Annotated in this window: 20 protein-coding genes and 1 tRNA gene; 12 read left to right on the top strand and 9 right to left on the bottom strand. The window is 63.8% G+C overall.

Features of this window, described 5'->3' with window-relative positions; translation table 11 throughout:
- Position 1 precedes the first annotated feature (1 nt).
- The 3 genes from ACNQOP_RS02985 to ACNQOP_RS02975 form a co-directional block, all read right to left on the bottom strand.
- Entirely contained in the window at positions 2 to 1,699 is a 1,698-nt protein-coding gene (locus ACNQOP_RS02985; RefSeq protein ID WP_416403277.1) for a phospholipase C, read from the bottom strand.
- A 60-nt stretch (positions 1,700 to 1,759) separates the two neighbouring features.
- Positions 1,760 to 2,782: a DUF6454 family protein gene (locus tag ACNQOP_RS02980; RefSeq protein ID WP_416403276.1), complete on the bottom strand. Its 1,023-nt coding sequence runs from the start codon at positions 2,780 to 2,782 to the stop codon at positions 1,760 to 1,762.
- A gap of 213 nt (positions 2,783 to 2,995) precedes the next feature.
- Positions 2,996 to 3,068: transfer RNA gene (locus ACNQOP_RS02975), tRNA-Thr, on the bottom strand.
- A gap of 202 nt (positions 3,069 to 3,270) precedes the next feature.
- Between ACNQOP_RS02975 and ACNQOP_RS02970 the strand changes: the two genes are divergently transcribed.
- A complete protein-coding gene (locus ACNQOP_RS02970; RefSeq protein WP_257370356.1) occupies positions 3,271 to 4,002 on the top strand; it encodes an HAD family hydrolase in 732 nt (243 codons plus the stop codon).
- Here ACNQOP_RS02970 and ACNQOP_RS02965 read toward each other — a convergent pair.
- Genes ACNQOP_RS02965 through tmk form a run of 3 tightly spaced genes read right to left on the bottom strand, consistent with a single transcriptional unit; the run spans position 3,999 to position 7,386 of the window.
- On the bottom strand, positions 3,999 to 5,540 hold the full coding sequence (locus ACNQOP_RS02965) for an alpha/beta hydrolase (protein WP_257370355.1): 1,542 nt from the start codon (positions 5,538 to 5,540) through the stop codon (positions 3,999 to 4,001). The genes ACNQOP_RS02970 and ACNQOP_RS02965 overlap by 4 nt on opposite strands.
- 8 nt (positions 5,541 to 5,548) lie before the next feature.
- The gene (locus ACNQOP_RS02960; protein WP_211711397.1) at positions 5,549 to 6,700 is read right to left on the bottom strand and encodes a DNA polymerase III subunit delta'; all 1,152 of its coding nucleotides are present in this window, start codon (positions 6,698 to 6,700) and stop codon (positions 5,549 to 5,551) included.
- On the bottom strand, positions 6,697 to 7,386 hold the full coding sequence (gene tmk / locus ACNQOP_RS02955) for a dTMP kinase (protein ID WP_257370354.1): 690 nt from the start codon (positions 7,384 to 7,386) through the stop codon (positions 6,697 to 6,699). The genes ACNQOP_RS02960 and tmk overlap by 4 nt, the downstream gene beginning before the upstream one ends.
- Before the next feature lie 82 nt (positions 7,387 to 7,468).
- On the opposite strand from tmk, the gene ACNQOP_RS02950 reads away from it, so the two are divergent.
- Complete coding sequence (locus ACNQOP_RS02950; RefSeq protein ID WP_257370353.1) at positions 7,469 to 8,653, top strand: trans-sulfuration enzyme family protein; 1,185 nt, start codon at positions 7,469 to 7,471, stop codon at positions 8,651 to 8,653.
- Positions 8,654 to 8,663: 10 nt separating this feature from the next.
- Positions 8,664 to 9,005 carry a DUF2516 family protein gene (locus ACNQOP_RS02945; RefSeq protein WP_257370352.1) on the top strand — a complete coding sequence of 114 codons (342 nt, stop codon included), beginning with the start codon at positions 8,664 to 8,666 and terminating at the stop codon, positions 9,003 to 9,005.
- A gap of 6 nt (positions 9,006 to 9,011) precedes the next feature.
- Here the strand turns inward: ACNQOP_RS02945 and ACNQOP_RS02940 are convergent, their stop codons facing one another.
- A complete protein-coding gene (locus tag ACNQOP_RS02940) occupies positions 9,012 to 9,833 on the bottom strand; it encodes a class I SAM-dependent methyltransferase (protein ID WP_257370351.1) in 822 nt (273 codons plus the stop codon).
- A gap of 102 nt (positions 9,834 to 9,935) precedes the next feature.
- Here ACNQOP_RS02940 and ACNQOP_RS02935 point away from each other — a divergent pair, with 102 nt between their 5' ends.
- Positions 9,936 to 10,682 carry a phosphoglyceromutase gene (locus ACNQOP_RS02935; RefSeq protein WP_235520092.1) on the top strand — a complete coding sequence of 249 codons (747 nt, stop codon included), beginning with the start codon at positions 9,936 to 9,938 and terminating at the stop codon, positions 10,680 to 10,682.
- 94 nt (positions 10,683 to 10,776) lie between these two features.
- On the opposite strand, the gene phoU is transcribed toward ACNQOP_RS02935, so the two are convergent.
- Positions 10,777 to 11,430: a phosphate signaling complex protein PhoU gene (phoU, locus tag ACNQOP_RS02930; protein WP_235520093.1), complete on the bottom strand. Its 654-nt coding sequence runs from the start codon at positions 11,428 to 11,430 to the stop codon at positions 10,777 to 10,779.
- A 199-nt stretch (positions 11,431 to 11,629) separates the two neighbouring features.
- On the opposite strand from phoU, the gene ACNQOP_RS02925 reads away from it, so the two are divergent.
- Both ACNQOP_RS02925 and ACNQOP_RS02920 read left to right on the top strand, forming a co-directional pair.
- Positions 11,630 to 12,886: a sensor histidine kinase gene (locus ACNQOP_RS02925; RefSeq protein ID WP_257370529.1), complete on the top strand. Its 1,257-nt coding sequence runs from the start codon at positions 11,630 to 11,632 to the stop codon at positions 12,884 to 12,886.
- On the top strand, positions 12,883 to 13,563 hold the full coding sequence (locus tag ACNQOP_RS02920) for a response regulator transcription factor (RefSeq protein WP_211711390.1): 681 nt from the start codon (positions 12,883 to 12,885) through the stop codon (positions 13,561 to 13,563). The genes ACNQOP_RS02925 and ACNQOP_RS02920 overlap by 4 nt, the downstream gene beginning before the upstream one ends.
- Before the next feature lie 103 nt (positions 13,564 to 13,666).
- On the opposite strand, the gene ACNQOP_RS02915 is transcribed toward ACNQOP_RS02920, so the two are convergent.
- On the bottom strand, positions 13,667 to 14,218 hold the full coding sequence (locus ACNQOP_RS02915) for a hypothetical protein (RefSeq protein ID WP_284985537.1): 552 nt from the start codon (positions 14,216 to 14,218) through the stop codon (positions 13,667 to 13,669).
- A 293-nt stretch (positions 14,219 to 14,511) separates the two neighbouring features.
- On the opposite strand from ACNQOP_RS02915, the gene ACNQOP_RS02910 reads away from it, so the two are divergent.
- From ACNQOP_RS02910 to rlmB, 6 genes are all read left to right on the top strand, one after another.
- Positions 14,512 to 14,994, top strand: coding sequence for a CarD family transcriptional regulator (locus ACNQOP_RS02910; RefSeq protein ID WP_011690592.1), 483 nt, complete (start codon positions 14,512 to 14,514; stop codon positions 14,992 to 14,994).
- Positions 14,995 to 15,118: 124 nt separating this feature from the next.
- Positions 15,119 to 15,901 carry a 2-C-methyl-D-erythritol 4-phosphate cytidylyltransferase gene (gene ispD, locus ACNQOP_RS02905; protein ID WP_416403273.1) on the top strand — a complete coding sequence of 261 codons (783 nt, stop codon included), beginning with the start codon at positions 15,119 to 15,121 and terminating at the stop codon, positions 15,899 to 15,901.
- A gap of 14 nt (positions 15,902 to 15,915) precedes the next feature.
- Complete coding sequence (gene ispF / locus ACNQOP_RS02900) at positions 15,916 to 16,440, top strand: 2-C-methyl-D-erythritol 2,4-cyclodiphosphate synthase (RefSeq protein WP_235520118.1); 525 nt, start codon at positions 15,916 to 15,918, stop codon at positions 16,438 to 16,440.
- On the top strand, positions 16,433 to 16,789 hold the full coding sequence (locus ACNQOP_RS02895) for a hypothetical protein (RefSeq protein WP_416403271.1): 357 nt from the start codon (positions 16,433 to 16,435) through the stop codon (positions 16,787 to 16,789). The genes ispF and ACNQOP_RS02895 overlap by 8 nt, the downstream gene beginning before the upstream one ends.
- A gap of 35 nt (positions 16,790 to 16,824) precedes the next feature.
- Positions 16,825 to 18,279, top strand: a complete 1,455-nt coding sequence (gene cysS / locus ACNQOP_RS02890) for a cysteine--tRNA ligase (protein WP_416403269.1) — start codon at positions 16,825 to 16,827, stop codon at positions 18,277 to 18,279.
- Positions 18,280 to 18,359: 80 nt separating this feature from the next.
- Positions 18,360 to 19,346 (top strand): 23S rRNA (guanosine(2251)-2'-O)-methyltransferase RlmB, encoded by a 987-nt coding sequence (gene rlmB / locus ACNQOP_RS02885; RefSeq protein ID WP_349470552.1) that lies wholly within the window; start codon positions 18,360 to 18,362, stop codon positions 19,344 to 19,346.
- Positions 19,347 to 19,502: the final 156 nt, after the last annotated feature.

Genomic DNA, 19,502 nt, shown 5'->3' with positions numbered 1-19,502 from the left:
CCTAGTTGCGCTTGTTGTCGTGGCCTTTGTGGGTGATGTTGGCGATGGCGCCGGTCTGTTCGTTGAGCAGGACGTTGTCGTTGCGTTCGTGGTGGAAGTTGAACATGGCGTTCATGGTTCCGGCGGCGGCGTCCGCTGAGGCGTCGCCGATCTGGCCGGTATGCCAGTTGTCTTCGATAAAGCGCAGGATCGAGGCCTGGTCGGTTTCGTTGTGGTCCACGAAGTTTTTCTTGGCATAGGGGGAGATGACTACGAGCGGTTGGCGCGGGCCGGGGCCGCAGCGGTCAGCGTACCCGCCGGCGATGGGGACGCCGTTGGCCGCGGCGTTCTGGCACCAGGCGGCGTCGTCGGGGCTGTTGGAGGCGTTCTTGGGCTGGGCGGCGACGTGGTCGTACCAGCCGTCGGAGTCGTCGTAGGCGAGAACGACGGCGGTGCTGTCCCAGTTTTTGGACTGCTGGATCTCGTTGACGGTCTTGGTGATGAAGTTCTGCTCATCGACCGTGTCTGAGTATGAGGCGTGGCCGTCCTGGTAGTTGGAGGCTTTCAGGAAGGACACGGCGGGCATGTTGTCGCTGTTGACGACCTTGGTGAAGTCGGTGAGGTCGTATTGGTGGTTCGCCTGGCCGTTGTGCCCGATTTCCGCGTCGGAGGCTGGGGCCAGGTGGTGGGGGTTGGCAGTGGAGGCGTAGTACTGGAAGGGCTGGTGGTGGGGGTTGTAGTCCGTGCTGGAGACTCCGGCGACGTTGTTATGGGTGCTCTTGCAGGCAGCGGGCGTCGTTGCGGTTGCCGCGGCGGTGGGTGCGAAGCCGCCCTGGAACCAGCCCCAGGACACGCCCTGGTCGTTGAGCAGGTCGCCGATGTTCTTGCCGGTCATGCCGGCGAGGTTGCTGGTCTTGGCGTGGCTGTTGTTGGAGCAGTCGTCGTAGACCGGGTCCGGGTCATTGATCATGGTCCCGACGCCGTTGGAGTCGGGGACGCGGACCGTGTAGTCGCTGGCGGTGGGGTTCACAGGCTGGCCGGCTGCCGTGAATTCCTTGACACCGTGGGTCTGGCCGGAGACCAGGTTCAGCGCGCCGGGGGTGGAAGGCCCGAAGACGGTGCTGAAGTGGTTGTCGCTCATGGCGTAGTTCTGGGCGTAGTTCCAGATTCCGGTGACGGTGTTGCCGTCGTAGTAGTCCATGGTCAGCCCGGGGCGCCCGTACTGGTTCGGTGCACATGCATCCTTGCTGGTGAACTCCACGAACTTATCCATCAGCCCGCCGTTGTACGCCTTCTGTTCGGCGGTGTACTCGTGGTCCTGGTCGCAGGTGACAGCCTGCATCGGGGACAGCCGCGCCGGTTGGACCGAGTTGGGGTTGTTCGGAGCCAGCAGGCCAGCCTTGGCGAGAGTATTGATTTCCTTCGGTGTGTCCTCGGATGCCTTAAATGCGGCAGCCGGTGTGCCGGAGCCCTGCTGGGCCTCGCCCGGAATGTTCGCCGCGTTGGGGTACGTCGCGAAGTAGTGGTCAAAGGAGACGTTCTCCTGGAAGAGCACCACCACATGTTTGATAGGCGTGGCGGTATCGCCCTGGGCTTCAAGGGCGGTGGCCGGGGCCACGCCGAATCCGACCAGTCCGGCCGCTAGGGCTGAGGCGGCGAGGGCGGCCGCGCCGGTCGCGGCGGCCACTCGTTTGCGGGTAACGGGTGCCTGAATAGGCATGGGGTATCCAATCGTTCAGTTTGGGTGTGGGTTGCCGCGGGGCGGCGGGTCTTGGGGGTGTTACTTGGCGGGCGCGACGTCGGCTTCGTAGGTGAGGATTTCGGTGCCGTTGCCTTCTTCGCCGTTGTCCGGGGCGACCTTCATGGTGAGGTGGCTCCCGTCGGCGGTCATCTTGAACGGGTTGCGGGTGGCCACGTGCCCGGCGGTGGACCATTTCTGGAACGGCACCTCGCGGGATACCTCGTGGGATTTGAGGTCAATCATGGCCATGCCGCCAAGTTCGTAGGTTGCCGTGGTGCCGCCGGCAGCGGGGGTCTGCGGGAGGTTGGTTACCCCGGCGCAGAGCATTTTGGCGTTGGGGACGTACTGGCAGTCCTGGTAGTCGATGAAGTAGTTCGGGTTCTCCCAAGTGGACAGTTCCTTGCCCTGGAGGTCCCATTCGGCGAACCGGCGCGAGCCCCAGGTGTTGCCGACCAGGTGGCCGGTCTGCTTGTCCAGGACGATGCCACCGAAGTGGTCTTTGACCTCGAACTGCTTGTGCACAGCCAGGGTCGTGGCGTCGACCTTGTAGATGATGGCGCTGCTGTTGGGTCGGTATTGGGCGACGGGAACCCAAACATTGGTTCCGTCAAAGTCGATGCCGCCGGGGTGGTACATGTCGCCCTCGCCCAGGATGATGTCTTGTTGCAGGTTCCCGGACCGGTCCATGACGAACAGGTGGCCGATGCCCTTGCCAGGGGTGCGGTCGTAACCGTCCTGCGGTGCCGTGTATTTGACGGTGGGTTCCGTGATCTGCACGGCAGAGAGGAAGATGTGGTCCTGGGTGTAGGCAATTCCTTCGGTGTGATAGGTCGGGAAGTTCAGCTTCAACTTGGAGGTCTGCTGCCAGGCGGTGTTTCGGTCGACGTGGTTGAAGGCGTCGGCCAGTGCGGTATCCGTTTCGTGGTGGGTTCCGGTTTCCGCGGGGCTTGCGCCCTTGCCCGGTTCATTGGCCTGCGCTGCCGTGGTGCTGGCGATCGCCGCTGCGGCAAGTATCAGGGACGCGACCGTTGTGATGGCGCGCCGGGTGGTTTTGGAGCTCATGGGGGCCTCTTAAGGTTGGGGTCTCAACAGGAACTCCAAAGTTACTTATGGGTAATTAACCGGAAGTGGCGCGATGGTGAACAGCGCCCATCTGAAGGGTGGAACCACGGCGGTACGGGCACGTGCGAGGTCGCTCCACGTCAGGCTTACGGGCCTTAAGCAGCAAAAAGCCCCGGCCAGTCCTAAAGTAAGGGCTGGCCGGGGCTTGCTCAGAGCTTCCTATCAGAATCGAACTGATGACCTTTTCATTACGAGTGAAACGCTCTACCGACTGAGCTAAGGAAGCACCGCGTTCATCACCGGTTTCCCGGGCGATCACGCAAGACATAACTGTAATAGAGGCAGCGCGCCCGGGTCAAAACGAGGGCGGCGGCGGCCGTTGCGGGGATGTTCACCCGCATGTCGGGCCGGGTTCAGGCTGCGGTCTCCCGGCGGCCTGAAGCTGGGGAACCAACCGTGCCACGCACACAAGCCGAAGGAGCCGCCCAATGACCGGGGACGCATTGATCACGGACGCCAGCCACACACCCAACAGGCTGCGGCTCGCGGTGGTGGACATGGTGGGCACCACCATCACCGACGACGGCCGTACGGAGCGGGCCATGTCCCGGGCACTAGTGGAACATGGCATAGAACCCGGCAGCAGCCGGTTCGAGAGCATGCTTGGTTACGCCCGCGACACTATGGGATTCTCGAAAATGACGGTATTCAGCCACCTTTTTGAGGATGCAGCCACCGCAGAGAGCGCCAACAAGGTCTTCGAGAAGGCCTACGACGAGATGATCGACGACGGCGGCGTACGCGCCATTCCGGGGGCGGAGGACGCCATCCTGTGGATGCGTGAATCCGGCATGCAGATCTGCCTTGCCACCGGCTTTGGCCGCCACACGCAGAATACCGTGCTTGAATCGCTCGGCTGGATGGGGCTCGCGGATCTTAGCCTGTGCCCCGCGGACGCCGGACGGGGCCGACCCTACCCGGACATGATCCTGACGGCCGTGCTCGCGTTGGATCTCGACGATGTCCGGGAGGTGGCCGTAGTCGGGGACACGAGTTCGGACATGGTGTCGGGCGTACGTTCAGGGGCGTCGCTCATCGCCGGCGTGCTGACCGGCTCGCATTCGGAGGCCACCCTGCGCGCTGCCGGCGCAACCGCCGTGGTGGACTCCATCAAGCAGCTCCCGCTCCTGGTGGAAAAGCGCGAAGCCAGGCACCTCTAGCATTTCAGGCCATCCTGCGGCAGCTTCCCGTCGACAAAGTAGTCGTCGACGGCGTTGCTGACGCAGGTGTTGCTGCGGCCGTAGGCGGTGTGCCCCTCACCTTCCCATGTGACCAGGGATGCGGTTCCCAGCTGTTTGCGCAACGACTCGGACCATTCCAGGGGAGTTGCGGGGTCGCCGGTTGTGCCTACCACCACGATTGGTGCGGATCCCTTGTACTCCACAGGTGCCGGTGTCCGTGTGTGCGGGTACGGCCAGTCCCTGCAGTTGACACCGCCATAAGCGAAGAAGGAACCGAACGTGGGGGAGTCCAGCTTGAGCTGGGCTTCCTCTGCCCGCATTGCGGCGGGATCACTGACCATGGGGTAGTCCAGGCAGTTGATGGCTTGGAACGCGAGGGCGGAGTTGGAACTGTAGGTGCCGTTGGCTTCGCGGTCCGCTCCCAGATCTGCGAGCCGCATCATGGGGGAAGCGTCGCCGGAAAACGCAGCGTCAAGTGCCTGGGTGAGGGCTGGCCAGCTTTGGTCGTTGTACAACGGCAGGATCAGGCCATTGACAAAGTCGTTGCTGGTCACCAGGCGGCCGTCCTTCGCCGTTTGCGGGTTTTGGTCCACGGCGTTGATGAGGTCCCTGATCTCCTGGACGCCGTTGTCCACGGACCCGCTGAGCGGGCACGAGTTTTGCTGCTGGCAGTTGGCCACGTAGGTGTGGATGGCCCGTTCGAAGGCCTTTGCCTGTCCCGCAGTCAAGGCTTCATTGCTGATGGAGGGATCCACGGCCCCGTCCAGGACCAGGCGACCCACGTTGTCCGGGAAGAGCGAGGCGTAGGTGGACCCAAGGAAAGTCCCGTAGGAGAAGCCCAGGTAGTTCAGCTTCGCATCGTTCATGACAGCGCGCAGGACATCCAGGTCCTTGGCAGCACTCACGGTGTCTATGTGGCCCAGGACCGCGCCGGTTTGCTGGGAACACTGCTGTGCCAACGTCTTGTTGAAGGCAAAAGCGGCTTCAAGTCCTTGGTCAGTGTCTTTCCTGAAGACCTTCGCGCGGGCAGCATCCCGTTCGGCATCGGTCATGCAGGTCACGGGGGCTGAACGGCCCACGCCCCTCGGATCGAAGCCCACCACGTCAAAGTTGGCGCGGAGCTTTTCCGTCAGGAGGGTCTTGCCTGCGTCCTTCACGAAGTCCACACCGGAGCCGCCCGGTCCGCCAGGATTCACAAGGACGGTGCCTTGCTTGTTGCTGGTGCTGGGCAGCTTGATGATGGACAGCGAGATATCGCCGGCGTCGGGGTTTGCGTAGTCCAAGGGCACCTGGACTTTGCCGCAGTGGAATCCGTCCTCGCATGAACTCCACTCCACGGACTGGGAGTAGAACTTCTCCAAACCCTTGGGAGCCGAAGCGGCGATGGACGGGTCCACCGTGCTGGTGGACGGCTTGGCCGTGGGGGTGGGCATGAACGGAAGGGTGCAGGCGCTCAGTACCAGCAAGGAAGCGAGAGCGACGCACAGCGCTGCGAACCGGCGTGGTGCGGACTTCATGGATTCTCCTATTGCTGGATGAGGCTGGTAGCCATGGACTCGACGGCCAACAGCGGGGCCACGTTGGTGGTGGTGATGCGGACACGTGCTTTGTTGATGGCGTCCATCCGGGCAAGGGTGGTTTCCGGGGTTGAACGACCGGCGTACTCTTCCAGCTCGCCCTTGAGCTCAACGTTGACCAGCTCCACGGCGTTCCCCAACTGGATGATCAGCACGTCCCGGTAGAAGGACAGCAAATCCGTCAAAGTGCGGTCCAGCGAGTCCGTGATGGAGCGCTTGGCGCGCCGCTTCTGGTCATCCTCAAGCTGTTTTACCTGGCTGCGCATGGAGGGCGGCAGCGTTCCGGATTCCGGGGCGCCAAGGCTAGCGAGCAGGGCAATCTTCTCTGCCGCGTCGCGTTCGTCATTGGAGCTGTTCGCTTCGTCGGTGGCGATCTTCACAAGTTTCTCGGCCATCATCACGGCAGCCGTGACGCCCCGGAGCCCCAAGGGAATCCGGACGGTTTCCAAACGACGCTCCCTGGCGTCGGCGTCACGGGCCAGACGTCTGGCGATACCGATGTGGCTTTGCGCAGCACGCGCAGCACGGTCCGCAAGTTGGCGATCAACGCCGTCGCGCCTTACCAGGAGGTCCGCGACATCGGAGGCCGGCGGGAGCCGCAGGCTCACCGGACGGCATCGCGACCGGATAGTGACCAGGACATCGGCCGGCGAAGGGGCACACAGCATCCAGATGGTGCGTGGCGTGGGTTCCTCGATGGCCTTGAGCAACACGTTGGTGGTGCGCTCCGCCATGCGGTCCGCATCCTCCACCACAATGATCCGCCAACGGCCCGTGGCTGGCCGGTCTCCGGCCTTGGACACGAGTTCGCGGGCTTCGTCGATAGTAATGGTGACTTTTTCGGTCCGCACGAACGTCACATCCGAGTGCGTCTCGCCCAGAATCGTGTGGCAGGCCGCGCATTCGCCGCAGCCGCGACGGGTGACGTCGTCCTGCTCGCAGTTCAGGGCAGCAGCGAACGCTTTGGCTGCATTGGAACGGCCGGACCCGGGAGGACCGGTGAACAGCCAGGCATGCGTGAGGCCGGTTTCGCCCTGCGCCGCCTGCTTCAGCTGCGCCACGACGGGCGCCTGCCCCTGGAGGTCGTCCCAGACACTCACGGACGCACGTCCGAAACAGGCACGTCCGAAACAGGCACGTCCGGAACGTGGCCAGCCAACAACGACTCCACCCGGTCCAGGATCCTGGCGGTCAGCGACTCGATGTCCGCGTTCGCCGGCAGTACCAGGTAGCTTGACGGGTCCGCCGCTGCCCGGTCCAGGAACGCGTGGCGGATAGTGGAGTGGAAGTGGTCAGGTTCCGACTCCAGCCGGTCCTCGGCGGCGTCTCCTGCGGTGCGGCGCTGGCGGCCGGCGGCGGGATCGACGTCGAGCAGTATTGTCAGGTCCGGATGCAGCCCTTCAGTAGCCCATTCATTAAGGGTCAAAACGCCTTCGGCGCCCAAACCGCGGCCAGCGCCCTGATAGGCAACCGACGAATCGACGTAGCGGTCCGTGATGACCACCGTCCCCTCGGCAAGGGCCGGCCGGATGACCTGGCTGGCGTGTGCGGCGCGGGCTGCGGCAAACATGAGGGCTTCGGTGCGCGCATCGATGGTGCCGTGTCCGTGGTCCAGGACCAGGGAGCGAAGTTTCTCGCCAATGGGAGTGCCGCCGGGTTCGCGGGTTCGCAGCACGGAAAGTCCGCGTGACTCAAGGGCGTCAGAGAGCCGGGCGGCCTGCGTGGACTTGCCCGCTCCGTCCCCGCCTTCGAAGGCGATAAAAAGACCTGCTCTCGGAATACTCACGCGTCTAGCCTACCGAGCTTCACTGACATCAAGGCGCGTAACGCCTTTCATCCACAGCCTTGGCCGCGGCTACGCTAAAACCATGAGCCTTTCCGATCAGCGCGCTGCCGAATTGTCCCCGGAAACCGTTGTGGTGGCTGCTGGCCGCCCGGAGCGTGCCCATGATGAGCCCGTGAATCCGCCCATCGTCCTTTCCTCCACATACTTCGGTACCGGCTCCCTGAACGACGGGGACCGCGGCTACGGACGCTACGCCAACCCCACGTGGGACCCTTTCGAGGATGCCTTGGCGAAGCTCGAGGGCGCATCCCTTCCCGGCCTGCTCTACGCGTCCGGCCTGGCAGCCGTCAGTTCGGCGCTTTCGCTGGTTCCGGCCGGCGGCGTAGTGGTCATGCCTTCACACAGCTACTCGGGCTCATTGGTGATGGCCACCGAGTTGGCGGAGAAGGGTTTCCTGGAGCTGCGGACCGTTGATATCACGGACACGGACGCTGTCAAGGCCCTGATCAGCCCCGAGGAGGGCAAGAAAGCCGACCTCCTCTGGCTTGAGAGCCCCACCAACCCCATGCTCGGCATCGCCGACATCCGCGCCCTCACTGACGCTGCACACGCCGTGGGCGCCCTCGTCGTCACGGACAACACCTTTTCGACGCCCTTGGTGCAGCAGCCGCTGAGCCTGGGCTCCGACGTCGTCCTCCACTCGGTAACCAAGTACCTCGCCGGGCATTCCGACGTCGTCCTCGGTGCGTTGGTGACGTCCAACCCGGAACTGCGGGCCACGCTGCTGCACCACCGGATCATCCACGGCGGCATCGCCGGACCCTTTGAAGCATGGCTGGCCCTGCGGGGCCTGCGTACGCTGGCGCTGCGGATCGAACGTTCGCAAGCCTCGGCGGCCACGCTCGCCGAACGCCTCAGCACCCACCCACGCGTGGAAACCATCCGTTTCCCCGGTCTGGCCACCGATCCAGGCCACCAGCGTGCCAAGGATCAGATGAAGGGCTTCGGTTCCATCCTGTGTATCCAGATCGCCGGTGACCACCACCGAAGCGGCGCTGAGGCCGCGGACGAACTGGTCCGGGGCCTGCAGCTTTGGCTCCCCGCCACCTCGTTGGGTGGGGTGGAGTCCCTTATAGAACGTCGACGCCGGCACGCGGCTGAGCCGGTCAGCGTTCCGGAGAACCTGGTCCGGTTGAGTGTCGGGATCGAAAGTGTCGAAGACCTCTGGTCGGACCTGGACCAAGCGCTGAAGTCTTTGGACAGCTAGGCTAAAGGGCGTGGACGGAAAATTCTTGATCGCTATTGTCACCAACGCGGTCTACTTCATTTTGGGATTGGTGGCCCTCGCCCTTGAAGTGTGGGCTTTCGCGGACTGCCTGCGGCACCGGCCCACGCTGTTCGTGGCCGCGTCCAAGCGCACCAAGACGTTCTGGCTGGCCCTTACAGGTGTCGCTTTCGCCATCGGCGCGTTGACGGTCTTCACTGGAGGCAACGGGCTTGGCCTGTTCGGCATCGCTGCCGTGACCGCAGCCTCCGTCTACCTCGCCGACGTCCGTCCCGCGCTCAAGGAAGCCGGCAGCGGCGGCAACCGCAACGTCGGACCATACGGCCCCTGGTAAACAGCGTTATTTCGGCGCCACCGCGTCCCAAGCGACGGTAAGTTCGCCAAGGCGCCACCGGGCTGGCCCGTCCTGAAGCGGCCACCCGGCGTCGCGCAGTGAACGGCACATAGCCGTCCAGCGCTGCCGGTTCCCGAACGACGCCAGGGGAGCCGCCTCCAGCCACGCCTTGTCCATGGCCTGCAGGAAAGCATGGACCGGTTCGCCGGGCACGTTGCGGTGAATCAGTGCCTTGGGAAGCCGTTCAGCTACCTCCGAGGGCAATTCGAAACTCCCGAACCGCACGGAAAAGCTCAAGCTCAACGGTCGCTCCGGATCCAGCGCCACCCACGTGACGCGCCTGCCGATTTCATCGCACGTTCCATCAATGAACAGGCCCCCGGGGGCCAACCGGGACTGCACCAAGGCCCAGATGTCTTTGACGTCGGCCTCCTCGTATTGCCGCAGCACGTTGAAGGCCCGGACCAACACTGGATTGCCGGGCACGGGGAGCTCGAAGCCGCCCACGTGGAAGCTCAGCCCTGGCCGTTCGAGGGCCTTAGCGATCCGCACCCGCACCGGTTCGATCTCGATCCCGCAGACCCGCACATCCGGGCGGACGGCCTGGAGCCGTTCAAAAAGCTCGACGGCGGTGGTCGGCGAAGCGCCGTAGCCCAGGTCCACCACCAAGGGCTCGACGGCGGCGCGCAGCCGCCACGCCTGTGGCCCGGCCAGCCAACGATCCAGGCGGCGCATCCGGTTGGGGTTGGTGGTGCCACGGGTGATGTTGCCAACGGGTTTCCCGCCCCGACTCCGGGGAGAGCCCACCCGTTCCGCTTTTTGCACCACGGCCAACACTTTATCGGGTCCGATGCCCGCCCCAAGCGTGTAACGGGTGCGCATGCCGTAACGCCCGGCACGGCACCGGACCCCTCGGCTAGGATAAAAACCATGACTTACAAGCTGATTCTGCTGCGCCACGGCCACAGCGACTGGAACGCCAAGAACCTGTTCACCGGTTGGGTGGACGTTGACCTGAACGACCAAGGCCGCAAAGAAGCAGTACGCGGTGGGGAACTCCTGGTTGAGAACAACATCCTCCCGGATATCCTCTACACCTCGCTCCTGAAGCGCGCCATCAACACCGCCAACATGGCACTGGACAAGGCCGACCGCGGTTGGATCCCCGTCAAGCGCGACTGGCGCCTCAACGAACGCCACTACGGTGCCCTCCAGGGCAAGGACAAGGCCCAGACGCTGGCCGAGTTCGGTGAAGAGCAGTTCATGGAATGGCGCCGCAGCTACGACACCCCGCCGCCGCCCCTGTCCGACGACAGCGAATTCTCCCAGGCCCACGACCCCCGCTACGCGGACCTCGGCGACGCGCTGCCGCGCACCGAGTGCCTCAAGGACGTCCTTGTGCGCCTCCTCCCGTACTGGGAATCGGACATCAAGGAAGACCTCAAGGCCGGCAAGACCGTCCTGGTCACCGCACACGGCAACTCCCTGCGCGCACTGGTCAAGCACCTGGACGGCATCAGCGACGAAGCCATTGCCGGGCTGAACATCCCCACGGGCATCCCGCTGGTATACGAACTGGACGAGGACTTCCAGCCCATCACCCCGGGCGGAACCTACCTCGACCCCGAAGCAGCAGCCCAGGCCATCCTCGCGGTGGCCAACCAGGGCAAAAAATAAGGCTTCGCGGTTCTTCGCCGCGCCGCAAAACGACGGCGGCCGGTTACCTTTCCGAGAAAGGTGACCGGCCGCCGTCGTATTTTCAGTTGTAAGGCTAGAAGCCCTCGGGCTGCCATTCGCCCGTCACCAGGTAGGTGACCTTCCGGGCGACGGAAACGCCGTGATCAGCGAAGCGCTCGAAGTAGCGGCTGGCCAAGGCAACGTCCACGGTGGTGGACGGGCTTTCAGTCCAGTCCGGGGAAGCGATCGCCTTGAAGACGCTGAGGTGGAGGTCGTCCACGGCGATGTTGATCTTCAGGATGTCGCGGGCAACCTCAAGATCGCGGGTTTCGAGAAGCTCGATGACCTTCGCGGTGATCTCAATGTCGTGCTGCGCCATGGCCTTGAAGGTTTGGGTCATTGACGCGGGGATGACCGTTGCCGGGTAACGGAGGCGTGCCAGCTGGGCTACGTGGCGGGCGAGGTCGCCCATGCGCTCCAGCGAAGCGCTCATGCGAAGCGAACCGACGATCATGCGGAGGTCGCTGGCCACGGGACCCTGCAACGCCAGGATGTCGATGGCGCGCTCGTCGAGGCTGTTCTGCAGGAAGTCGATGCGGGCGTCCGCTGCGATAACGTCCTGGGCCAGATCCACGTCGGCGCCTTCGAAGGATGTTGTGGCCTTCGTGATTGCTTCGTGAACCAGCTTGGAGATCTCGATGAGGTCGTCACCTACCTGGGTAAGTTCCGCCTGAAAAACCTTGCGCACTAAGGCGTCCTTTCCTTGGAGATCCCGTTCCCATGATGGGGGCCGGATCTCAAAACCATTGACAGTCCAACCAGTAACTGTGTCAGGGGTCAGTGAACTGTTCGGCACCTTTAGATGAACGTTAGTTGAACCGTCCGCGTTTGGCCCCGGATCCATGCTCGGCCGTGTTTCAACAGCATAAGCTGGACCCGTGGATCCATTGCTCATAGGTGTCGTCGCAGGCCTCGTTGGCCTGTCATTGGGCGTCTTTGGCATGCTCGCATTCAAGATCAGCGAACGCCAGCGGAGCATTGTCGACCTCGACGTCACTGAACCCCTGCTTCCTGAAGGCGCAGCGGAAGTCCTTGCCGTCGTCGGGCGTGCCTTCGTGGTGGTCGACGCCATTGATGGCGTGGTCCGCGCAAGTCCCGCCGCCTACGCCTACGGCCTGGTCCGCGGCCACACCGTGGTGCACAAGCAACTTCTGGACATGACCGCGAAGGTCCGCCGCGATGGCGTGATCCTGGAGGAACAGTACGAGCTTCCGCGTGGCCCGCTGGGCAAGGGCACCATCGTGGTCCAGGTCCGCGCTGCCATGCTCGGCTGGGAATACATCGTGCTCCTGGCCGACGACCGCACCGAGATCACCCGCACGGAGGAGATCCGGAACGACTTCGTGGCCAACGTCTCCCACGAACTCAAGACGCCCGTGGGGGCCATTTCGTTGCTTGCCGAGGCACTGGAAGCCTCGCCCGACGACGAAGAAGCGGTGCGGCGTTTTGCCAAGCGCATGCACAAGGAATCCGGCAGGCTCGCGGCCCTGGTCCAGGACATCATTGAACTGTCCCGCCTGCAGGGCGCCAACGTGGCCCAGCAAGGGCACGCTGTGGACATCAACACAGTCATCAACGAAGCCGTGGACCGCTCGCAGCTCCCAGCCGAAAGCAAGAACATCCAGATCGTGGTGGGTGGCCATTCCGAGTCCCTGGTTTTCGGTGACCGCGACCTCCTGGTGACGGCCCTGCGGAACCTGATCGACAACGCGATCCGCTATTCGCCCGAGAACACGCGGGTCGGCGTCGGCGTCAGGACCCGTGAAGGCGTCGTGGCCATTTCCGTCACGGACCAGGGCGAGGGCCTGACTCCCGAGGACCAGGAACGCGTCTTCGAGCGCTTCTACCGCGTGGACGCCGCGCGTTCCAGGCACACCGGCGGTACGGGCCTTGGCCTCAGCATCGTCAAGCACGTGGTCTCCAACCATGGCGGCGAGGTGACCGTTTGGTCCCAGCCCGGCCAGGGTTCCACGTTCACTGTCCGCCTGCCGGAGATGGAGGGCCAGGACGACGACGCCGGCCTGCCGCCAACGGCGCACGAACTTCCGGCGGCCGCGGCCGCCGTCGAACCCCATCACGCGAGCCAAAACGCGAGTGAAAAAACGGGCACCAGCGGTGCCCAAGAGCAAGGAGCCAGCGCTTGAGCCGGATTTTGATAGTTGAGGACGAGGAGTCCTTTAGCGATCCCCTTTCCTACTTGCTGGGCAAGGAGGGTTTCGACGTTGAGGTAGTGGACAACGGCAGCGACGCTTTGGTGGAGTTCGATCGGAATGGTGCCGACCTGGTGCTCCTTGACCTCCAGCTGCCGGGCACTCCGGGCACCGAAGTCTGCCGCCAACTGCGTCAACGCTCCAGCGTTCCTGTGATCATGCTGACCGCCAAGGACTCGGAGATCGACAAGGTAGTGGGCCTGGAACTCGGCGCCGACGATTACGTCACCAAGCCTTATTCCTCCCGTGAGCTTGTAGCCAGGGTCCGCGCCGTCCTTCGCCGCCAAGGGGAACCGGAGGAGCTGATCACGTCCACCGTGCAGGCCGGTCCTGTCCGCATGGACATCGAGCGCCACGTGGTGAGCGTGAACGGCGAGCAGGTGTCCCTGCCGCTGAAGGAGTTTGAGCTGCTGGAAATGCTGCTCCGGAACTCCGGCAGGGTCCTGACGCGTGGCCAATTGATCGACCGCGTTTGGGGTTCGGACTACGTGGGGGACACCAAGACCCTGGACGTCCACGTCAAGCGGCTACGCAGCAAGATCGAGCCGGATCCCTCGCTGCCGCGCTACCTGGTGACTGTGCGGGGCCTGGGCTACAAGTTCGAGCCGTAAGCCTTCGCCCCCGCATAGGCGCGTTGGCGGGTAAAAAACAAAAGGAAGGGTTCCGCCGCGGCGGAACCCTTCCTTTTGTTGTATGGCTTTCGTGTGCCGCCTGCTAGTGGCCGGCTGCTGCCGACTCCGTGGAGGTAGCAGTGGTGGACGGCGTGGCCGATCCGGACGGCGAAGGCGTTGCCGAGCTGGACGGAAGGTACTTCTTGTATTCGGGAAGCGTGCCGTTGACAACAGGAATGTTGATCTGGGCGGAGTCGGAACCGCTGCGGACCGTGACCTTCGCCAGGCCGCCGGGTGCAGCGCCGGCCGTGCTGAGTACGGCAGCGTCGCTTTCCTCGTTCAGGTAGGTCTCCGACTTTGCCTTGACGGGGATTTCCGTCTGGGCGCCGTCCGCTCCGCTGATGGTCAGCGTTGCGTCGGAGTTGGACTGGTTGAATACGGCACCGATGACTCGGCCGGATTCCTTCTCGCCCGAAGCAACAATCAGCATGTTGCGCAGCTGCAGCTTGCCGAGATCAGCTTTGATCCCGTCCGATGCCGAGTACTGGTGGGTAGTCTGCTGGGCGTTGACGAATCCGCAGCCGGTGACGGACAGAAGACCGACGCCGATTGCAGCCGCCGCAATTGCCAGCTTGCCGCGCTGGACAGGGTTCATCGCAGTATTGCGCACGACACCTACTCCTCAAGAGTCATTGGAACACTTTTCAGCCATAGCCTATCGGCAAACCCGTCGAAATAAGGATTCGGGGAGCGTATGTGGCGCAGTCAACGGGAACGATTTGTCCGACAGCTTCCCTGCTCGATGCATCTTTCCTTGATTACGTCAAGAGGTTGGACGAATCCCTTTTGGGCCTCTTTCCCAGTATTGGCGCGGCTGGAGAGCCCATCCGATGCCAGTCGTATGCCTTAATCGTGATAGACTAATCTGCGGGAAAGGGGAAAGTCCACATGGTTTTTGAGGTCGGCGAGACAGTAGTTTACCCTCACCACGGTGCAGCAAAAATTGAGGAAATCAAGATGCGCACCATCAAGGGCGAAGAGAAGATGTATCTCAAGCTCAAGGTGGCTCAGGGTGATCTGACCATTGAAGTTCCAGCAGAGAACGTTGACCTTGTTGGGGTCCGGGACGTAGTGGGCAAAGAAGGCTTGGAGCACGTTTTTGACGTTCTCCGCGCCGAGTTCACTGAAGAGCCTACCAACTGGTCACGTCGTTACAAGGCGAACCTGGAGAAGCTTGCTTCGGGCGATGTCATCAAGGTGGCAGAGGTCGTTCGCGATCTTTGGCGTCGTGATCACGATCGCGGCCTTTCCGCAGGCGAGAAGCGCATGCTGGCCAAGGCGCGGCAGATTCTGATTTCAGAACTGGCCCTGGCTGAGAAGACGGATGAAGAGAAGGCTGCAAGCGTTCTTGACGAGGTCTTGGCTTCCTAAGAATTGAGCCCCGGTGGTGCGAAAGCGCCGCCGGGTTTCTTTTTGCCCAAAAACGTGGCCGCCGTTCCACGGAACCCGCCCGCCATGTGGGTATTCCAGCCAGAATGCGCATAACCTTGGGCGCATGACTCATCCTTCCAAGCGCGCCGTTACGGCCGTGATCGTGGTGGCAGCCGGTTCCGGCGAACGCCTCGGATACGGCATGCCCAAAGCCCAGGTTCCGCTGGGCGGGGAAACCATCCTGATGCACGCCCTGCGTGGCGTGGTGGCATCCGACGTCGCACGCCAGGTCTGCATCGCCGTGCCCCAGGGCGACACTGCCCTCCGCGCGCTGATCGCCGAATTCACCGTTGACCTCGTTGACGGTGGCCCTGAAATTTCGGTCGTCGACGGCGGATCGACCCGCGCCGACTCCGTCCGCGCCGCTTTGGCTGCCTTGGAAGACGGGACCGAGTTCGTCCTCGTGCACGATGCCGCGCGCGCCCTGGCCCCGGAGCGCGTCTTCGAGCGGGTGTCCGAAGCCTTGGCCGCAGGCGCTAAAGCCGTCATCCCCACAATGCCCGTGGTCGACACGATCAAGACTGTCGCCGGGACCGACGGGGCGGATGCCTTGATCGCCCCTGAATTGGTCACCGGCACGGCTCCCCGCGAAGAGCTCCGCGCCGTACAGACCCCGCAGGGCTTTGAACTGGCTACGTTGCTCCGCGCCCACGAGGCTGCCGGGCTCTTCGACGGGAAGCAGGCCGCGGCCGTCACCGACGACGCCATGCTCGTCGAACTCCTGGGCGTCCCCGTTCATGCCGTTCGCGGGGCCAGCCAATCACTGAAAATCACGACGCCGCTGGACCTCATCATCGCTGAAGGTCTCCTCGAGGGTCCCTTGGGCATCCGGTGGGTGGAGGGATAGTGGCTGCCGAGAACATGCTGCTGCCCCGGACCGGCATCGGCATCGATGTCCACGCCTTTGCCCCCGACGACGACCCCCAGCCGCTCTGGTTGGGCGGGCTCCTTTGGGAAGGTGAGCAAGGGCTGTCCGGCCATTCCGACGGCGATTGCGTCGCCCACGCAGCTGCGGACGCGCTCTTCTCCGCCTGTGGCATCGGCGACCTCGGAACGCACTTCGGCACGGACCGCCCCGAGTACGCCGGGGCGTCGGGGGTCAAGCTTCTCGGGGAGGCCGCGCGGATCGTGCGCGAGGCGGGCTTCGAAATCGGCAACGTCGCCGTCCAATTCGTCGCCAACCGACCAAAGTTCGGCCCCCGGCGCGAGGAGTCCCAACGGGTCCTGAGCCAGGCCGCCAACGCTCCGGTCAGCGTCACCGCTACCACCAGCGACGGTCTTGGTTTCACCGGACGCGGCGAAGGTATCTCCGCCGTCGCCACGGCCCTCGTCTACCCGGCTGCCAGCCCCCACCCGGGACCCGCGAAAGGTGCGCCGCATGCCTAAGCCACCTACCGGCGTCGTACGTCCCGCGGTGCTGCTGTCCGCAGGGCTTGCCGCCGCGCTCCTGCTGGGCGGCTGTGCAGGGGCGCCAAAGATGGACGTGAAGGCCAGTTGCGACTTCCTGAACGGTGACGCCTTCAAACCGGACGGCAACCAACAACAGCAGTCGAAGCAGCTCGCTGAGCACTACCACGAGCTGGGGGACAAGCTGGCCCCGGAGATTGCCGATCCCATCAAGGAAATGGCCGCGATCATGGACAAGGCTGCTGCCTCGTCGCTGGGGGCGGCCACGCAGGAGCAACAGGAAAAGCTCAAGGTGCACTTCAACAAGATCGGCGAATACTGCAAGTAGGCAGGTCACGCCGCGTCATCGGCTAATCTGGAGCGGTGACCCTGCGCTTTTATGACACCGCCTCCGCCGAAGTCCGCGACTTCGTTCCCCTCGAAGACGGCAAGGCCAGCGTCTACTACTGCGGAGCCACCGTCCAGGGAATGCCACACGTGGGTCACGTCCGGTCCGCCATCGCTTTCGACCAGCTGACCCGTTGGCTGGAATTCCGCGGCCTCCGCGTCACCGTGGTGCGCAACGTCACCGACATTGACGACAAAATCCTGGCCAAGTCCCAGCAGTCGTTTGGCCCGGACTGGGACGCTGAACCCACCGCCAAGCATGCCGAGGAATGGTGGGCTTTGGCCTACCGCTATGAGCAGGAATTCGAGAAAGCCTACGAATCCCTGGGCGTCCAGCGGCCCACCTACGAGCCACGTGCAACTGGCCACATCCCCGAGATGCACGCACTCATACAGCGACTCATCGACCGCGGCCATGCCTACCCCGCCTTGGATGATTCCGGCGACGTCTACTTCGACGTGCGCTCCTGGAGCAAGTACGGCTCCCTGACGCGGCAGAACATTGATGACATGCAAGGGGCTGCCGACGCCGACCCTCGGGGCAAGCGCGACGCCCGCGACTTCGCGCTGTGGAAGGGTTACAAAGAAGGCGAGCCCGCCACCGCGAAGTGGGATTCGCCGTGGGGTGCGGGCCGTCCGGGCTGGCACCTCGAGTGCTCCGCCATGGTGACCAAGTACCTTGGCACACGTTTCGATATCCACGGTGGGGGACTGGACCTCCGCTTCCCGCATCACGAGAACGAGATGGCGCAGTCCCAAGCTGCAGGGGATGAGTTCGCCAACTTCTGGATGCACAACGGCATGGTCACTTTCGAGGGCGAAAAGATGTCTAAGTCCATTGGCAACACAGTAAGCCCCGCGGAAATGCTGGAGCTCGCCTCACCACGCGTGGTCCGCTACTACCTCGGCCAAGCACACTACCGCTCCGTCCTGGACTACCGGCCCACTTCGCTCCAGGAAGCCGCCGCGGCCGTGGAACGCATTGACGGGTTCATCTCCAAGGCCACGGCAAAGGTGGTTCGGGACGCCGTCGAGGTCGCACCTCAGACTGCCATGCCCGCAGCCTTCATTGCCGCCATGGACGATGACCTCAACGTGCCCCAGGCGCTCGGTGTGCTGCACGAAACCGTGCGCGCTGGGAACACTGCGCTGGCCTCCGGTGACCTCGAGGCGACCAAGGCTGCGCTTGATTCCGTGATGTCCATGACAGAGGTCCTTGGCCTGGATTCCGTCACCCAGCCCGAAGCTACCCGGGGCCGGGAGCACGCCGCGCTGGAAGTCCTGGTGGAAGCCCAACTCCAGGCGCGCGCAGCAGCGAGGGCCAGCAAGGACTGGGCAGCATCCGACGCGATCCGTGACACGCTCGCTGCCGCCGGCGTCGTCGTCGAAGATGGTGCGGACGGGGCCACCTGGAGCCTGAAGCGCGACTGACAAGGGGCCTCGACGGCCGAATTGCATTGGGTCAGTAGACTGGATTCCAGACTTACTCACGAAATCAAGGATGGAATCTCATGGCCAATAATGGTCGCCGGTCGGTCAAGCAGAAGAAGGGCCCCACCACCGGAACCGGTGGCCACGGCCGCAAGGCCCTGGAAGGCAAGGGTCCTACGCCCAAGGCGGAGGACCGCACCTACCACAAGGCATTCAAGAACAAGCAGCTCGCGGAGCGCTCGGCCGCCAAGCGCGGGCCGGCACGTCCGGGCTCAGGCGCACGCTCAGGGCCCAAGGGCCGCGCGACGGAAGAACTGGTTACTGGACGCAACTCCGTGGTCGAAGCCCTCCGCGCGGGTATCCCGGCCAAGGCGCTGCACGTAGCCATCCGCATTGAGATGGACGACCGCGTCAAGGAATCCCTGAAGCTCGCAGCCGAGCGCGGCATCCCGCTGCTCGAAACCGGCAAGCCCGAGCTAGACCGGATGACTGAAGAGGCTGTCCACCAGGGCCTCGTACTGCAGATCCCGCCCTACGAATACCAGGACGCGTACGACCTCGCCGAGGAAACCATCGCCAAATGGAAGAAGGGGCACATTTCCAACGCCCCCATCTTCGTGGCCCTCGACGGCATCACCGACCCCCGCAACCTCGGCGCAATCATCCGCTCCGTCTCCGCGTTCAGCGGCCACGGCGTGATCGTCCCCGAGCGTCGCTCCGTCGGCGTCACAGCGTCCGCTTGGAAGACCAGCGCCGGTGCCGCTGTCCGCGTGCCCGTGGCCCGCGCGTCGAACCTCAACAACGCGCTCAAGCAGTTCAAGAACATGGGCATCTACGTCCTGGGCCTGGACGGGGACGGCGATGTTTCGTTGCCCGACCTCACCGTAGCCACGGAACCGGTCTGCATCGTGGTTGGCTCCGAAGGCAAGGGCCTGAGCCGTTTGGTCCGAGAAAACTGCGACCAGATCGTGTCCATCCCGATTGACTCGTCCATGGAGTCGCTCAACGCATCCATGGCCGTGGGAATCTCGCTGTACGAAGTATCGAGGCAGCGTTCCGCCAAGTAGCCATTAAGGCGCCGCAAGCGCCATCCGTGTGATGGCTCTCGTGGCGCCTTTCGTGCGCCTGGACCTGACGCTCTCTCACGTCCCGCCTGTTTGGTGTGGACGCTCTCTCACGTTCCGCCCGTTTGGGCCCAACGCTCTCTCACGTCCCGCCCGTTT

Origin of the sequence: Arthrobacter sp. LFS091 (assembly GCF_047977885.1) — a bacterium.
GTDB lineage: Bacteria > Actinomycetota > Actinomycetes > Actinomycetales > Micrococcaceae > Arthrobacter.
The sequence above is the reverse complement of the archived record's forward strand: the minus strand, read 5'-3'. Positions and strand labels throughout refer to the sequence as shown.

Excerpts from the sequence above, each read along its gene's own strand:
- ACNQOP_RS02950 (WP_257370353.1), top strand. The coding sequence starts at position 7,469 with ATGAGCCTTTCCGATCAGCGCGCTGCCGAATTGTCCCCGGAAACCGTT.
- ispF (WP_235520118.1), top strand. The coding sequence starts at position 15,916 with ATGCTGCTGCCCCGGACCGGCATCGGCATCGATGTCCACGCCTTTGCC.
- ACNQOP_RS02965 (WP_257370355.1), bottom strand. The coding sequence starts at position 5,540 with ATGAAGTCCGCACCACGCCGGTTCGCAGCGCTGTGCGTCGCTCTCGCT.
- ispD (WP_416403273.1), top strand. The coding sequence starts at position 15,119 with ATGACTCATCCTTCCAAGCGCGCCGTTACGGCCGTGATCGTGGTGGCA.
- ACNQOP_RS02980 (WP_416403276.1), bottom strand. The coding sequence starts at position 2,782 with ATGAGCTCCAAAACCACCCGGCGCGCCATCACAACGGTCGCGTCCCTG.
- ACNQOP_RS02895 (WP_416403271.1), top strand. The coding sequence starts at position 16,433 with ATGCCTAAGCCACCTACCGGCGTCGTACGTCCCGCGGTGCTGCTGTCC.
- ACNQOP_RS02985 (WP_416403277.1), bottom strand. The coding sequence starts at position 1,699 with ATGCCTATTCAGGCACCCGTTACCCGCAAACGAGTGGCCGCCGCGACC.
- ACNQOP_RS02970 (WP_257370356.1), top strand. The coding sequence starts at position 3,271 with ATGACCGGGGACGCATTGATCACGGACGCCAGCCACACACCCAACAGG.
- ACNQOP_RS02915 (WP_284985537.1), bottom strand. The coding sequence starts at position 14,218 with ATGAACCCTGTCCAGCGCGGCAAGCTGGCAATTGCGGCGGCTGCAATC.
- ACNQOP_RS02935 (WP_235520092.1), top strand. The coding sequence starts at position 9,936 with ATGACTTACAAGCTGATTCTGCTGCGCCACGGCCACAGCGACTGGAAC.
- rlmB (WP_349470552.1), top strand. The coding sequence starts at position 18,360 with ATGGCCAATAATGGTCGCCGGTCGGTCAAGCAGAAGAAGGGCCCCACC.
- ACNQOP_RS02910 (WP_011690592.1), top strand. The coding sequence starts at position 14,512 with ATGGTTTTTGAGGTCGGCGAGACAGTAGTTTACCCTCACCACGGTGCA.